The sequence below is a fragment of the Chryseobacterium sp. JUb7 genome (genome assembly GCF_024806495.1).
Classification (GTDB): Bacteria; Bacteroidota; Bacteroidia; order Flavobacteriales; family Weeksellaceae; genus Chryseobacterium.
This window is the reverse complement of the sequence record NZ_JANUFF010000018.1, coordinates 49,452-63,817: the sequence shown is the minus strand read 5'-3', so window position 1 is coordinate 63,817 and position 14,366 is coordinate 49,452. Positions and strand designations below refer to the sequence as shown.

The following is a 14,366-nucleotide window of genomic DNA, read 5'->3' as shown; positions in this document are numbered from 1 at the left end:
TGACCTATTTTCAAGTTTTTAAGATAGGTCATAAAAAGGTCATAAATATCGTGACCTATTTTGATTTTTTTTGATACCAGCGCTAAAACAAAAAACGCTGTAAACATTGATGTTTACAGCGTTTTAGCTTATTTTAGTTTCTCAACCAGCGGAGAGTGAGGGATTCGAACCCCCGGACCTGTTACAGTCAACAGTTTTCAAGACTGCCGCAATCGACCACTCTGCCAACTCTCCTTAAACCCCGATGACATCGTTGTTTTCAGTGGTGCAAATATAGAAATATTTTTTGTTTCCAACAAAATTATTTTTATAGATATTAAATAAAAAATTATTTTTGATACTGTTTTTTAATTACATCAGTCTTTTAATTATTTCAGATTCAACAGAATGAGAACTATAAAAAAAATCAACATCAACAAGATAAAATTCAGTATTATTACATTATTCGCACTATTTTTAGCCTCTTGTTCAGGCAGAACAATAAAAATATATCATAATGACACTTCAAAAGTCGATGATGGTGGTATTTGTGGAGGCTGCTTAAAAGCATTTTTCAATAAAAATAATCTGTATATTAAAAATGTTAATGTGAAGTCGTTGACTTTAAAAAATCAAATCTTACTCATTCAAAAAAAAATTATTTTAACACAAAGTAATATAGAGCCCGATGACAGTTATTATGAGTACGTGTTAATTCACAAAAAAGACACACTCTTTTCAGATTCCAGATTAGAATTTTGGCGCTATAAAAACTTCGGAGTCTATTATAAACCTGATAATAAAATTAAAAAGGTTATTCAAAAAAATTTCTAATCATATTATCTAATAATTTCTCAATAAAGAACACTTCATTAACAAATCCTTAAAGTAAGCTTAATCTTCATTTCAGGTCATTTTCTAAACTAGCGTTTAATTTTGTAAGAATTTAAATCTAATAAAAGAAAGTGAAGAAAATTTTTACGTCTGTTTTGTTTTGTGCGTCAATTTATTTTTATGCCCAGACAGGTACCGTTTCCGGAAATATTAATGATGATTCCCGAATTGCATTACCCGGAGCCAAAATTTCCCTGATTCCCGGAAATATCTATACGACTTCCGATGATCACGGAAATTTTGTTTTTCTGAATGTACCGGCAGGAAAATATACCATGAAAATTGATTATATCGGTTATGGCACCAATGAATATGAAGTTTCTGTAGAATCAGACAAAAACACCAAACAGAATATTGTTTTTGCAAGAAAAGAAACTACTATTCAGGAGGTTGTCGTTGCAGGATCTACTTTAAAAAATCAAGCCCGGGCTTTAAATAAGCAAAAAAGCAATGCCAATATCACGAATGTTATTTCATCCGATCAGATCGGGCGTTTTCCTGATGCAAATATTGGTGATGCATTAAAGCGTGTTCCCGGAATTACCATCCAAAACGACCAGGGTGAAGCCCGAAATCTTATTATCAGAGGATTAGCACCCAATCTGAATTCGGTAACATTAAATGGTGACAGAATTCCTTCTGCTGAAGGAGATAACCGTAATGTTCAGATGGATCTGATTCCTTCGGATATGATCTCAACCATTGAGGTTAACAAAACACTGACTCCCGATATGGACGCCGATGCAATCGGTGGATCTGTAAATCTGATCACAAGAGCTTCACCGAACGGACAGAGAATTTCTGCAACATTAGCCGGAGGGTACAACCCGATTCGCGACAAAGGAAATTATACGGCTGGCCTGGTATATGGAAACCGTTTTTTAAATAAAAAGTTAGGCGCTGTTTTCAGTTTCTCTTATAACAACAATAATTTTGGTTCCGATAATATTGAGCCTACCTGGAGTATAGCTAAAGATGCTGCTCAGACAGCCTACATTAGCAAAATGGGAATCCGTTATTATAATGAGCACCGTATCAGACATAGTTTTGACCTTAATCTGGATTATGAATTCAATTCAAAAAACAAAATCTATGCTTCTGCCATGTATAATTTCAGAAACGATAAAGAATACCGCTATGCTTTAGGATACAAAATAAAACCGGTATACAGCGATGACGAAACCCAGATTACAGGCTGGGAAGGCAGCATGACAAGACAGAATAAAGGCGGAGACTTCAATAATGACAATACCCGTCTTGAAAGACAGAAAGTTCAGAATTATGCGTTAAGAGGTGAACATTTACTGGGTTCAAAAATTGATCTTGACTGGGCAATGAACTATGCAACAGCAAGCGAAAAGAAACCTCATGAAAGATATATAGAATTTGAGAATGAAGATTTAAATTTCACCACCAACTTCAGCGATCCCAAAAAGCCAATGGTTTCTACCGTAGGCACTGACAATTTGGGCAACTATCAGCTCAGTGATCTTTCTGATTCTAATAATTTTACTCAGGAAAAAGAATTTGGTGCCAAGGTAAATGTACGTTTTCCTTTTTCTGTTATTCAGGATCAGAAAGGGAGAATTCGTGTGGGCGCAAGATTACGCCTGAAAACAAAGGAAAGAGAAAATGATTATTTCGCCTTTGAACCGATTAATGATATGGGAAGCCTGTTATCGGTCCCTACAACGTACTTTGACGGTCACAACTTCCAGCCAGGAAATTACGTTCCCGGAACTTTTGTAAGCTCTTCTTATCTGGGAGGGCTGGATTTATTTAATCCGAATCTGTTTAATTCAGAATCAAAACCGGAAGAATTTCTGTCCAGCAATTACAGTGCAAAAGAAAATATTTATGCCGGATACATCCGTTGGGATCAGGATTTCAATGATAAACTGTCTATGATCGTGGGAGCCCGTATTGAAACGACAAAAATTGATTACACCGGAAATTATGTGATGGATGAAGAGGATCTGGTAGGAAAAATCAACAATACCAATACCTATACGAATATCCTTCCGAATTTATCATTTAAATATGTTCCTGTTCAGAATTTGGTCCTTCGTGCAGCTTTTACTACCGCATTGGCGCGTCCTAATTATTATGCACTGGTTCCTTATCTTAATGTTATTTCTGCAGACGAAATAGTTTCTGCCGGAAATCCTAACCTGAAAGCTACTTATGCCTACAATTTTGATTTCATGGCCGAAAAATATTTCAAATCTGTAGGGATTCTTTCTGGAGGGTTATTTTATAAAAATTTAAAAGATTTTATTTACACCTATTCCAGAAGAAATTACTCAACAGCTGATTTTGCCAATGATTTCGCAGGTCAGGCCAACCCTATTCCAAGCGGGGAAAACAACTGGAGATTTACCCAGCAACGAAATGGTGACAATGTAGATATCTATGGTTTTGAAGTCGCTTTACAGAGACAGCTGGACTTCATTCCCGGAGCATTCTGGAAAGGTCTGGGAGTATATGTAAACTATACTTACACGAAGTCAAAAGCAAAAGGAATCACCAATGAAGACGGAGTTGAAAGAACCGATGTAGGACTTCCGGGTACCGCTCCGCATATGTTCAACGGATCGCTTTCATGGGAAAACAAACGTTTTTCGGCGCGTGTCTCTATGAATTATGCGGCCCGGTATATTGATGAGTTGGGAGGAAATGCTTTTGAAGACCGTTATTATGATAATCAGCTATTCCTTGATGCCAATGCTTCTTATAAAATTACCAGTCAGTTGAGAATTTTTGCTGAAGCTAATAATTTAACCAATCAGCCGTTGAGATATTATCAGGGTATCGAAAGCAGAACTGCTCAGGTAGAATATTACAGACCCCGATTTACAATGGGTGTAAAATTTGATTTTTAATTAATAAAATCAGACCAAGCATTAATAAAATTTCCGATCAGAAACGATTTGAGAAATTGAAACAAGTTTTAAAATCTAAATGAAAAAAGTAAATAATATCATAGCCTTATCTGTTTTGCCATTCTTAGTGAATTGTGTCGGACAAAGTCAATTAGGAAAAAAATTAAAGCCAACTGCCGTTACGGAAACTGTTTTGTATGACACCGATGATCCCGCTATCTGGATCAACCCTGAAGACGCTTCAAAAAGCATCATTATCGGAACAGATAAAGATACCAACGGCGGATTGTATGCTTTCAATCTGGAAGGAAAAATCGTAAATAAAGTATTAGGACTAAAGCGCCCAAACAATGTTGATATTGAATATGGTTTTTCTTTAAACGGAAAAAAAATCGATATTGCAGCAGCTACAGAGAGAGAAACCAACAAAGTAAAATTATATTCTCTTCCTGATCTGAAAGAAGTGGGTGAATTTTCGGTTTTCGATGGTGAAACAGAACGCGGACCTATGGGAATTTCGATGTACAGAGTTCCTCAGACAGGAGAAATCTATGCTATAGTAGGTAGAAAATCAGGTCCCAGCGACGGCTACCTTTGGCAATATAAATTAATCGAAAAAGACGGAAAAATTTCGGGAGAAGTTGTCAGAAAATTCGGAAAATACAGTGGATTAAAAGAAATTGAAAGTATCGCTGTAGATGATGAAATGGGATATATTTACTACTCAGACGAACAGTTTGGAGTGCATCAGTATTATGCAGATCCGGCAAAGGGGAATGAAGAAATCGCCGTTTTCGGAAAAGGTGATTTTAAATCTGATGTTGAAGGAATTTCAATCTACCCTACTTCTTCAGATACAGGATATATTTTGGTATCCAATCAGCAAAAAGACACTTTTAATGTTTATGCCAGAGAAAATCCTGCGAAAGGAATAATTGCTGAAATTCCGGTTTCAACAAGAGAAAGTGACGGTTCGGAAGTAACCAATCTAAATTTGGGACCTCAATTTCCAAAAGGCGTATTTGTAGCCATGAGCAACGGAAAAGTTTTTCATTTGTATGACTGGCGAATGATTGAGGAAAGAATTAAAGCCAATATAAAGTAATTCAGAATAAATTGAACTTTTTTACAACTATAAAACCATTGCGATTAAAAACTGCAGTGGTTTTTCTTTTCAAATACTATTAATTGATCTTCGACAAGCTCCGACTGACAGACCCTATACTAAGTGTATGATGTTGTGGTGTCAGATTGCGCTACTTGTCGAAGCTTTATACAATTTTTATGAGTCATAATTTAAGCAGCTCTAAAAGTTCAAAGAAATTACTTTAATATAATTTCGTTCGTTATTTTCAAAAGAATATTAATTTCCAAAAAACATTTCGACAAAATTTGCTAAAATGTCAGATATTATTTAATTTTGCATTCAAATTGAATTCATGTCATCCAATACTGAGCAAGATCAACTTCCCCAACAAATTCTGGAAACAGCTTCAGGGCTGTATTTGAAGTATGGTCTGAAGAAAGTTACCATGGATGATATTTCCAAAGCGATTGGGAAAAGCAGAACAACCATTTACTATTATTACAAAAATCGGGAAGAAGTTTTTCAGGCAGTTTTGGATAATTTAATTAAAGAAGTTATTGCAGAAATTGGCATGAGAATGACCGAACAACAATCTTTTGAACGTAAGATCAGCGCATTTTGTCTTGCTAAAGTAAAAACTTCTGAAGAAAGAGCCTCATTTTTCAGAGCTATTGAAGCGGGAATGGATGCGGAAGAAAGGTCAAAACATATCAATGAAGCTCACAACAGAATGATGGAAGCTGAGAAAAACCTTTTACTAAAGGTATTTTCAGAAGGTATTGATGCTAATGAAATCTCAAAACTTCCAATAGATGAGCAAAAGAGTATTATCTTCATTTTACAAAGCGGCATTCGTGGAATCAGGCGCGAAATGGGATTAAAAAATAATTTTGAAAACTTACATCAGATCGTGAATACATTAACCTCAATGGTTATTAAACATAGCCGTTAAAAAAATTTAATCAAAATTTGACATTTTTACATTTTTTGTCAAATCATCTTTTTTATGAATAAATTAAGTGACATCAGTACATTTCGGGCATTTAGAAGTACAAACTACACTTTGTATTTTTTTGGACGCTCAGTTTCACAGTTCGGGACATGGATGCAGAGAACTGCGGTAGTCTGGGTAATCTACAGCATGACCCATTCTGCATTTATGTTAGGCTTAACTATTTTTGCAGAACAGTTTCCTTCATTTCTATTCTCCGCATTCGGAGGAGTGGCGGCCGACAGGTATAACCGCTACAAAATCGTACAGATTACGCAGATTTTATCATTACTTCAGGCTTCATTACTTGCATTTCTGGTGATGACGGGACATCAGAATATCTGGAGCTTCCTGATTTTAAGTGTCTTTCTCGGAATTATTAATGCTTATGATGTTCCGGCCCGGCAATCAATGATCAACGAGGTTGTTACTGAAGATGAAGATTTACAGAGTGCACTTTCTATGAGTGCTTCTATGGCAAGTCTCGCAAAACTATTAGGTCCTGCTCTTTCCGGGATTATTCTGCAGAAGTTTGGCGCCGGAACCTGCTTTCTGATCAATGCGGCAAGTTTTGCAGCAGTCATGGTTTCTATCTCCATGATGAAAGTGAAAATTATCCCCAAAAAATCAAATAAAAAAGGAACTTTTACAGAACTCGCTGAAGGTTTCCAATACATCAGAAAACAACCGTCGATCAGCCTGGTCATCATCATGTTAAGCATTACAGGGCTGCTGATTTTACCTTATGATACCCTTATCCCTGTTTATGCAAAGGAAATCTTCAACGGAGATGCAACCACTTTTGGTTATATTTCCAGTTTTATAGGTGCCGGAGCTGTTATGGGAACTATACTTTTAGCCTCATTAAAAAAAGGAACTTCTATGAGAAATATTCTTATTATAAGTACCATTATTTTAAGCATTGGTCTGATTTGTTTCTCATACACCACTAATTTTTATCTGTCAATGTTTTTTGCTACAGTCACAGGATTTGGTGCTGTCACTCAATTTACAACCTGCAATATTATTGTACAGTCGGAGGTTATTCCGGAAATGCGTTCCAGAGCCATCAGTATTTTACTGACCGCCATTTTTGGAATGCTACCATTGGGAAGTCTTTTCATAGGATTTATATCCGAAAAAATCGGAGCTCCAAAAACATTACTATTTGAAGGAATCGCAGGAGTTTTAATCGCCCTTGTTTTTAGAAATTTATTATTAAAAAAGAACAGTCCAAACCCTGTTAACGAACAATTATTAGAAGAATCAGAAGAACAATTTATCAATAAAATTTAAATACAATTAAAAATGAAAAAAGCATTGTTAGTCATGGATATGCAGTTATCAATTTTAAGCATGATCCCCGATTCTGCAGAATTAATCAACAACGTTGCAAAAGCAATTAAAACCGCCCGTAAAAAGCAAATCCCCGTAATTTTTGTGGTTCTTGGTTTTAGAAACGGAGTACCTGAAATTTCTGAAAACAATAAGACATTTTCAGCTTTCAAAGAGCATTTAAAAGGTATTGATTTAGCAGACTGGCCAACCATACATCCTGATCTACATCCTGAAAAAGAGGATATTATCGTTACAAAACGAAGAGTAAGTGCTTTTACAGGAAGTGATCTTGAAGTTGTTCTCCGTGCACAGAACATTCAGCATCTTATCCTGACAGGAATTGCGACAAGCGGAATTGTATTATCTACATTAAGAGAGGCTGCCGATAAAGATTTCGCACTAACGGTAATTTCTGATTGCTGTATAGATACAGACGATGAAGTTCATGATATTTTAATGAAAAAAATCTTTCCAAAGCAGGCAGAAGTTATTTCGCTGAATGAATGGGAAATGTAAACGGTCTTCCATAGGGATAAAAAAAAGTTTCGGGCAAATCTTCGATTTGCCCGAAACTTTTTTACGACTCATTTTTATTTGAAGATGTCATTTTCAGCAATACATATGCAAGTCCCAATCCAAGCCCTGCCAACATTGCCATTTTTGTTTTTCTGGATGGAACGGGAAGTATTGTTTCTCCATAAATCCGGTGAGGTTCCGAAGAAGGCTGTAAAACATTTCCGGAATCGGAAGGGGCATTTTTAACTTTCATAACCAGCCTCATCGCTGCAGAGGCAGTATTGATGATTGGTTTGGGAAATAATCCATATATATTTTTAATAAATAATGATGTGAAATCAGGGAACAGATCTTTCTGTGGCTTTTTGGCCAGTTCAACGATTTTCGCCGCCGTATCTCTGGGATCTGCTGCAAAAGGAGGAATTTTAAAATCCAATCCCGAATATTTTGCTGAATGCATATTTCCCGTTGACCTTTGAATCTGAGGATAAAGATTACAGATATGAACTTCCGGGAAATCGGAAATTTCACCATGCAGACATTCCATCATTCCCCGGATTCCAAATTTTGTAGATGAATACACAGCACTATAAGGAGCCGGCATAAAACCACCAATCGAAACATTATTAATTAATATACCTTCATTCTGCTTTTTGAAAATAGGTAATACACTGTAAGCACCATGCATATAGCCAAACAGATTCGTTTTGATCACCTGTTCGTTAAGCTCCATCGGGATTTCTTCAAACTTTCCACTTGCCATTACCCCTGCATTATTGACCCAGATATCAATTCTCCCGTTAAACTGCAGTGCTTTATTCGCCAGATTCTGAACATCTGAAGCAATAGATACATCAGTAGGAACAGCCATAGCCGCCACATCCAGGTCTCTGCATAACTGCACCGTATCGTCTAATGCTTCTTTCCCTCTGGCAGCAACGACAATATTACATCCTTCTAAAGCAAAAGCTTCAGCAACAGCCCTACCTACCCCACTGCTTCCTCCGGTAATGACAACTGTTTTTCCTTTAAGACTTTTCTGTAAAGTATCATTTGATTTCATTTTGTGATCTATTTTTGGTTGAATACATAAAATCAACCTATTATCATGCCATAAAAGATAAAATAATTATCTCTAAATCCAGAAAACATTAAAAAACTTAAAACAAAAACTGTTTGGGGCTATTCCATATAATTTCCTAAAATGATGTTGAGCTCAATATAAAAATTTAATCAAATTCATTAACTAAATTTCTTATTTTTACCCTATATCCAACACTTATTTATGAAAATTAATCCTTTTCTTTTTTTACTGCTCTGTCTTTTGATTTCCTGCAAAAAGGAAAAAAATAATTTTGAAAAGACTAAAACAAAAATAGCTACCGAAAATGTTCAAATCCCCGACAGCTTATCTAAAAACAGCATATTTTTACATAAAAACGAAAATGGATTCTTCAGAGTCTGGGTCAAAAGCAAAGAACACCGTGGAAAATACTTTTATTCTGATACTTTAAATATTCTAAGTGCTGAAGAATATGTATATGAAAACAGCCGATTTTCCAAAATAAAAGAAATTAAGCTCAGTGAAAATTCCTGGTCGTATCTTGATATTGACAGTTCAAATATGAAAACCGAAACAGTAGGCGGAAAAGAGTATTTTTTTATTTCTGCAAATACTTCATTCATGGGCACGGCGGTACCTGAGCAAACCGTGCAGTTCTGGATGATCAATATGAAAAATATCGATGAGAACTACGAGCTTCTGTATTCCGGATATCCTTCAGAAATAGATAATTGTATCAAAGGCAATTTTGTAAACAACAAAAAACTCCAACATAATATTCCTATTTACAATGCTCTTCAGAAATTTGTTAAAAATTCAAGATTAATCTGTCAACCTTCCAAAAAGGAAGAACACCCAGACCATTATAAAAATTATGCTGAAAAATGGCAAAAAGACAATCAACAGGATTCTCATTTCGGAGCGGAAAATATGGGAGCATTGGATCGTATAACTTCTACGTATTACAAGGAAGATTTATTTAAAATAGCCGCTGGAACACCTACCAAGATTGAAAATAATAATTTTGCTGTCATTTCTTATTTCAGAGGAGATATTTTAGCTTATGATAAAAAGAAAAAACTTTATTTTCCGGTCATTGTTGAAAGTTGTACGGGTTTCTGCAATAAAGAAATACAGTTTACCAAAACCAACACCTTACAGATCACCTACGAAGATCAGTCTTCTTACGAACTGGATCTGGATAAGATTATTTTTATAAAATAAATCTCGAGTGCCCTAATTGGAATATTTTACGGGCAGATCAGGATACAGATCTTTTAAAGGAATAACAATTCCATCCTTGGAAATCTCACATTGGGCCGGTTCATTTTTCTTTAGTTTAAAAATAATTTCCATAGGCTCAATAAAACCTCCGGACTGACTCAATTTTCGGAAGGCATTCAGAATTTCATCAGCATCAAAAGAATATTCTATGCCATATTCCTGTTTACTTCCCCAGTCTATTGAAATTCTTTTGGGGATGTGATAACTTCTAGGCTTATCAGATTCCCGGGAAATTTCTATTAGTTTTTCATCATAAGCATTGGCAGATATTTTCTTCAGTTCATCATTCTTATCCTCCATCTGTACACTCACTGTCCAGTAATATTTATTTTTCAGCACCTCTGCAAAATCATTAATATTTCTGATATACTTAAAGTTATTATATTCGTTTTCCAAAGATTTTTTATAAATCAGCTTATTTAAATTTCCATTTGTTTCCTTGGCCGTAAAAGTAGCAAGATACACCGGTTTATTATTATTTTCATCAGAGTGACTGGTCTTCAATACAATTTTCCAGTGTGGATGAATCTCTATTAAAACAACAGATTCACTCATTTTATTTCCGCTGTATTTTTTCAATACTTCATAAGGAAGTTTGGAGATAAGCTTATAAAATTTCTTTTCATCTACAGAAAAATAGGTTAACGATAATGAGTCCGGGAGCAGGTTTGTTGTATGATTAAAAGTAACAAAATCCTGGTTTTCGGCATCAATCATATCCGGTATTTCAAATCCAGTCTGAGTGGTCGAATTATTGGTTGTATTATAGAAAACAGCATCGATCACTTTAACCATATTAGCTTTATCAAAAGTTGTTTCTGATGCGCTGCGAATTTCAGCAGTCCAATTTATTTTAGCATATTCCTGATTTTTAATCCTTGCTGCAAAATAAAGTATGATCAAAAGAACAAAAATTCCTGAAAGCAAAAGATTAAAGTGATTTAAGTTGATCTTTTTCATATGATATTAGTGTTGATACGCTTTTCCCAGTGCCGATAAATAAGACAAAGCAGCAAATACAATAATAGCCGCAATCATTAGAAAAATTGAAAAATTTCTAAATGATTTTCTGTAACGGGAATTTTTAAGAAATAACAGCATGAACAGGCAAATCACCGGTATTGTAAAGCAGAATAAAATAAATCCGAGATCTCCTTTATTAAAGCTCTGAAAATTCATATAATCGATATACACATAAGCCATTATCTGTACAGCAAAAAGGAGAATGACTGTAATAAAAGGATTATTTTTCATGGTAAAACTTTCTTCAAATCTACAATAAAAGACAATATTTTCTATTTCTTTTTATCATTCCCGTTCGTTTAAATGATTTTCTTTATAATTTTAAAGCTAAAAAATAAATATGAAAATTAAAATTCTACCGTTTTTAATAATGATCTTTTTCTTTGGAAATATGTCAGCTCAGGAAGTAAAAAAGCACCTCTACAAAGGAAAAATTGATAAATATCCCGTAACATTATACCTTATAGAAGAAATTTCAGGATGTCCGACCACTCATTACAGTGGTATGTATAAATATGATAATGTAAGCAACTGGCTGTACCTTGAGATCTCTGATGATGAAGAAAATAAACTGGTAATGGTGGAAGGCGGAATTACGGGAATTATCAGTGTAAAAAGAAATGGTGAAAACCTCAGCGGTTACTGGATATCGCCGGACGGAAATAAAAAACTAAATGTAAATCTTAAAAAAGTTCCGACCAACACTAAAACCATACAGTCTTACGAAGAAAAATATGATCAGGTCAATTACGAAATGAATGACTGCTAATAAAAAAACTTTCAGTACTTCTGAAAGTTTTTATGTTTTAATTCATAAAATTTTTAAGCCAGACCGCGCCCTGATACTTTATAGCTTCCATATAGATGCTGTTATTGTTATTATGCGCTTTACAAATCGGGATGATGTACACATCATTTGATCCTTTGGGAACTGCCGAAGCGGCTTTACCTTTAATGATATGACCGCCCACCAGACTGTCATTACAGGTAAATTTACCCGGATAATTTCCTGCAAAGTTATAAGAACTGCACACTGTAGCTGCTCCAAAACTGCTTTCCCACAATTTAATCCAAGAACTGCCATCAATTTTCGGGTCATATGTACTTCCTATGACATTGGCAAAATCTGCATTCACAGCAAAAGTAACCTTCCCTCCCCAGACTGATCTTATACTTTTTACAGTATAATTTTTTCCATAATTTACGTTGGGATCAAACAATCCTGCCAATTCCTGATCTTTATACACCAATAATAATTCATTTTCCAGTTCAGAACTTAAAACCGGAGGCGGAGTTTTAACACGGATGGAAAGTCCTTCCACATTTTTAAGTGTATTGAACAGCTCCTCATAGGCTGTCTGTACTAACATTTTGAAGGTGTCCTCCTGCTCTGAAAGCAAGGGTAGGTCTGAGTTAATATTAAACTTAAATATTTTTTCCGGAATCTCAGAAGCAAATAATAAATGATGTGAAGTGTGATCCTGAGAGGCCGAAACCAGATGCATGGAATCTTCAGATCCTTCTTCAGGACTGGAAATGGTGATCATTTTCTCTTCAGCATTGTAATCATAAGTAAAAGCTAACTGAAGCTGTAAGTTTGTATCATTACCGTTTTTAAGCAGGCTTACAACCGGAATATATGAAGTATTGACCGTATGCACTCCTTCCAGTAACTGAAAGTCAAATGATAACTGCTCTTGAGAATTATCTGCCGATTTGAGAACAGAATAAGGTCGAATAGGAATAGAAAACTGTATAGGATCCATAAAATACTATTTAAAATTTTAATGATTAAAAAAATACCCGGAAAGAAGGTCTCTCCGGGTACGATATGTTATCCTAAAATATCTTTCATATTTGAAACCAGCACCCCTAATAATTGAGGATTTCCTGCAGGAGACGTAATATGTACCGTCATTGCTCCAGAATCTGAGAAACTCACAGATGTTTCTGAACCTCCGGAACCGTTGGCACTGAAAAATGGCCAGAAACCTGCACTTGCTCTCGCACGGATCACCTCCTGATCACTTGAAGAATAGCTTGTATTGGAAGTCATCGTAATATCAATGCCATCTACGATTACCAATGCTGTAGCTGCACGCTGCATATTTCCGTTAGGTCCGAAAGTCGTTGCCCAGGATGGAACTCCGTTTTTCCATACCGTATTATCCTGTGTTCCGAATGCTCTTGAAAATGCCGCACTGTTATACCAAGGTGTATATTGCCCTAAGATCGGATCTGTAGACGTTTTTGCCAAAGGTGCTCCCGGCAATGTCAATACATGCTGAAACTTAGCGTCAATACTTACTCCTGCTGAGGTAGCCTGCTCGCTAAGACTGTCATAGCTGGCACCGCCTCCGAAAGAGAAGATATCAAATAATACAGAAGTACTGCCTTCTGCCCACGTATGAGATACATCACGAGATTCTGTATCACTGCTCATACCAAAACTTTTTGCAGGAGCAGACTGAATCGCGCTGTTAAGATCTGCAATCGTTGTATTGTAAGCGTATCCTTTTCCTGCTTTCTGCGCAGAAGCAAACATATTATTAGCGATTGTCACTACATCATTATAGAATGATTGAATAAGAGAAGCACTGCAATCCATTTGTGACGGAGCATAGATGAATGCCCATTTCTTAAATGCTGCCGTCATGGCATCCGGACTGTCAAAGATATTAGACGGACATTTATCTGACTGGATATAATTCAACCAGTTTGAATAATAATCTCCCATACACGCTTGGAAACTATTATCAGTGATTGGTTTTAAATTCGCAATAACAGCCTGATAATTCTGTGAAAAATTATTTGACTGAGTTGGGTCGTAGCTATTATTGATAGACTTCGGAGGGATCGCATCTAAAATTTTCCAAAGCCATTCTGATGTTGTTCCTACAGGCTGAGTTCCCTGATAAAGCTGAAAGTTGTTCGGGCTTAACGATAATCCTGTAACCAGGGCATTATACCATTGTTGTGTTAAGGTTTGCATTGCATCCTGTACTGCCTGTGCTTCAGTAAGCGTTGTTTCTTGTAATTGTGACATGTGTTATTAGTTTTTTGGTCTCCTACTCTTTTCAATATTGGCTTTTCGGAATTCGCCACTGTTCAAATCGGGGATGAAGCTTCTATGAATGAACATTACAAATGTAATCACAATACAAGGGATATTTTCTGCGTAAAAAGTACCAAAATAAAAATTACGTACTTATACCTAACTGATAAACAATACAATAAAACTGGAAGATGAAAGATGAAAGCTAGAAGATGGAAGATAATAAATCATAAAAATTAATTATTTTTTTTCTG

At 35.6% G+C, this 14,366-nt stretch carries 12 protein-coding genes and 1 tRNA gene; 7 read left to right on the top strand and 6 right to left on the bottom strand.

Features of this window, described 5'->3' with window-relative positions; translation table 11 throughout:
• Positions 1-149: 149 nt before the first annotated feature.
• A tRNA-Ser gene (locus M2373_RS21500) sits at positions 150-234 on the bottom strand.
• A gap of 710 nt (positions 235-944) precedes the next feature.
• Between M2373_RS21500 and M2373_RS21495 the strand changes: the two genes are divergently transcribed.
• The 5 genes from M2373_RS21495 (at position 945) to M2373_RS21475 (ending at position 7,687) form a co-directional block, all read left to right on the top strand.
• Positions 945-3,755: a TonB-dependent receptor gene (locus M2373_RS21495; RefSeq protein ID WP_259113399.1), complete on the top strand. Its 2,811-nt coding sequence runs from the start codon at positions 945-947 to the stop codon at positions 3,753-3,755.
• 79 nt (positions 3,756-3,834) lie between these two features.
• Positions 3,835-4,860 carry a phytase gene (locus tag M2373_RS21490; protein ID WP_259113398.1) on the top strand — a complete coding sequence of 342 codons (1,026 nt, stop codon included), beginning with the start codon at positions 3,835-3,837 and terminating at the stop codon, positions 4,858-4,860.
• Positions 4,861-5,194: 334 nt separating this feature from the next.
• Positions 5,195-5,794, top strand: coding sequence for a TetR/AcrR family transcriptional regulator (locus tag M2373_RS21485; protein ID WP_259113396.1), 600 nt, complete (start codon positions 5,195-5,197; stop codon positions 5,792-5,794).
• 54 nt (positions 5,795-5,848) lie between these two features.
• Positions 5,849-7,129, top strand: coding sequence for an MFS transporter (locus M2373_RS21480; RefSeq protein ID WP_259113394.1), 1,281 nt, complete (start codon positions 5,849-5,851; stop codon positions 7,127-7,129).
• A 12-nt stretch (positions 7,130-7,141) separates the two neighbouring features.
• Positions 7,142-7,687: a cysteine hydrolase family protein gene (locus M2373_RS21475; protein ID WP_259113393.1), complete on the top strand. Its 546-nt coding sequence runs from the start codon at positions 7,142-7,144 to the stop codon at positions 7,685-7,687.
• Positions 7,688-7,748: 61 nt separating this feature from the next.
• On the opposite strand, the gene M2373_RS21470 is transcribed toward M2373_RS21475, so the two are convergent.
• Positions 7,749-8,750 (bottom strand): SDR family oxidoreductase, encoded by a 1,002-nt coding sequence (locus tag M2373_RS21470; RefSeq protein ID WP_259113391.1) that lies wholly within the window; start codon positions 8,748-8,750, stop codon positions 7,749-7,751.
• A gap of 222 nt (positions 8,751-8,972) precedes the next feature.
• On the opposite strand from M2373_RS21470, the gene M2373_RS21465 reads away from it, so the two are divergent.
• Positions 8,973-9,974, top strand: a complete 1,002-nt coding sequence (locus M2373_RS21465) for a hypothetical protein (protein ID WP_259113390.1) — start codon at positions 8,973-8,975, stop codon at positions 9,972-9,974.
• Positions 9,975-9,986: 12 nt separating this feature from the next.
• On the opposite strand, the gene M2373_RS21460 is transcribed toward M2373_RS21465, so the two are convergent.
• Together M2373_RS21460 and M2373_RS21455 are read right to left on the bottom strand one after the other, a co-directional pair.
• Positions 9,987-10,994 carry a hypothetical protein gene (locus M2373_RS21460; protein WP_259113388.1) on the bottom strand — a complete coding sequence of 336 codons (1,008 nt, stop codon included), beginning with the start codon at positions 10,992-10,994 and terminating at the stop codon, positions 9,987-9,989.
• Between the two features lie 6 nt (positions 10,995-11,000).
• Entirely contained in the window at positions 11,001-11,288 is a 288-nt protein-coding gene (locus M2373_RS21455) for a hypothetical protein (RefSeq protein WP_259113387.1), read from the bottom strand.
• Positions 11,289-11,397: 109 nt separating this feature from the next.
• Here M2373_RS21455 and M2373_RS21450 point away from each other — a divergent pair, with 109 nt between their 5' ends.
• A complete protein-coding gene (locus M2373_RS21450) occupies positions 11,398-11,826 on the top strand; it encodes a hypothetical protein (protein WP_259113385.1) in 429 nt (142 codons plus the stop codon).
• A gap of 37 nt (positions 11,827-11,863) precedes the next feature.
• Here M2373_RS21450 and M2373_RS21445 read toward each other — a convergent pair whose 3' ends face one another.
• Positions 11,864-12,823: a hypothetical protein gene (locus tag M2373_RS21445; RefSeq protein WP_259113384.1), complete on the bottom strand. Its 960-nt coding sequence runs from the start codon at positions 12,821-12,823 to the stop codon at positions 11,864-11,866.
• A 68-nt stretch (positions 12,824-12,891) separates the two neighbouring features.
• A complete protein-coding gene (locus tag M2373_RS21440) occupies positions 12,892-14,103 on the bottom strand; it encodes a hypothetical protein (protein WP_259113382.1) in 1,212 nt (403 codons plus the stop codon).
• Between the last annotated feature and the right edge of the window lie 263 nt (positions 14,104-14,366).

Bases quoted from the DNA above. Each gene is read 5' to 3' on its own strand.
- M2373_RS21490 (WP_259113398.1), top strand. From the start codon at position 3,835: ATGAAAAAAGTAAATAATATCATAGCCTTATCTGTTTTGCCATTCTTA.
- M2373_RS21485 (WP_259113396.1), top strand. From the start codon at position 5,195: ATGTCATCCAATACTGAGCAAGATCAACTTCCCCAACAAATTCTGGAA.
- M2373_RS21480 (WP_259113394.1), top strand. From the start codon at position 5,849: ATGAATAAATTAAGTGACATCAGTACATTTCGGGCATTTAGAAGTACA.
- M2373_RS21475 (WP_259113393.1), top strand. From the start codon at position 7,142: ATGAAAAAAGCATTGTTAGTCATGGATATGCAGTTATCAATTTTAAGC.
- M2373_RS21470 (WP_259113391.1), bottom strand. From the start codon at position 8,750: ATGAAATCAAATGATACTTTACAGAAAAGTCTTAAAGGAAAAACAGTT.
- M2373_RS21465 (WP_259113390.1), top strand. From the start codon at position 8,973: ATGAAAATTAATCCTTTTCTTTTTTTACTGCTCTGTCTTTTGATTTCC.
- M2373_RS21460 (WP_259113388.1), bottom strand. From the start codon at position 10,994: ATGAAAAAGATCAACTTAAATCACTTTAATCTTTTGCTTTCAGGAATT.
- M2373_RS21455 (WP_259113387.1), bottom strand. From the start codon at position 11,288: ATGAAAAATAATCCTTTTATTACAGTCATTCTCCTTTTTGCTGTACAG.
- M2373_RS21450 (WP_259113385.1), top strand. From the start codon at position 11,398: ATGAAAATTAAAATTCTACCGTTTTTAATAATGATCTTTTTCTTTGGA.
- M2373_RS21445 (WP_259113384.1), bottom strand. From the start codon at position 12,823: ATGGATCCTATACAGTTTTCTATTCCTATTCGACCTTATTCTGTTCTC.
- M2373_RS21440 (WP_259113382.1), bottom strand. From the start codon at position 14,103: ATGTCACAATTACAAGAAACAACGCTTACTGAAGCACAGGCAGTACAG.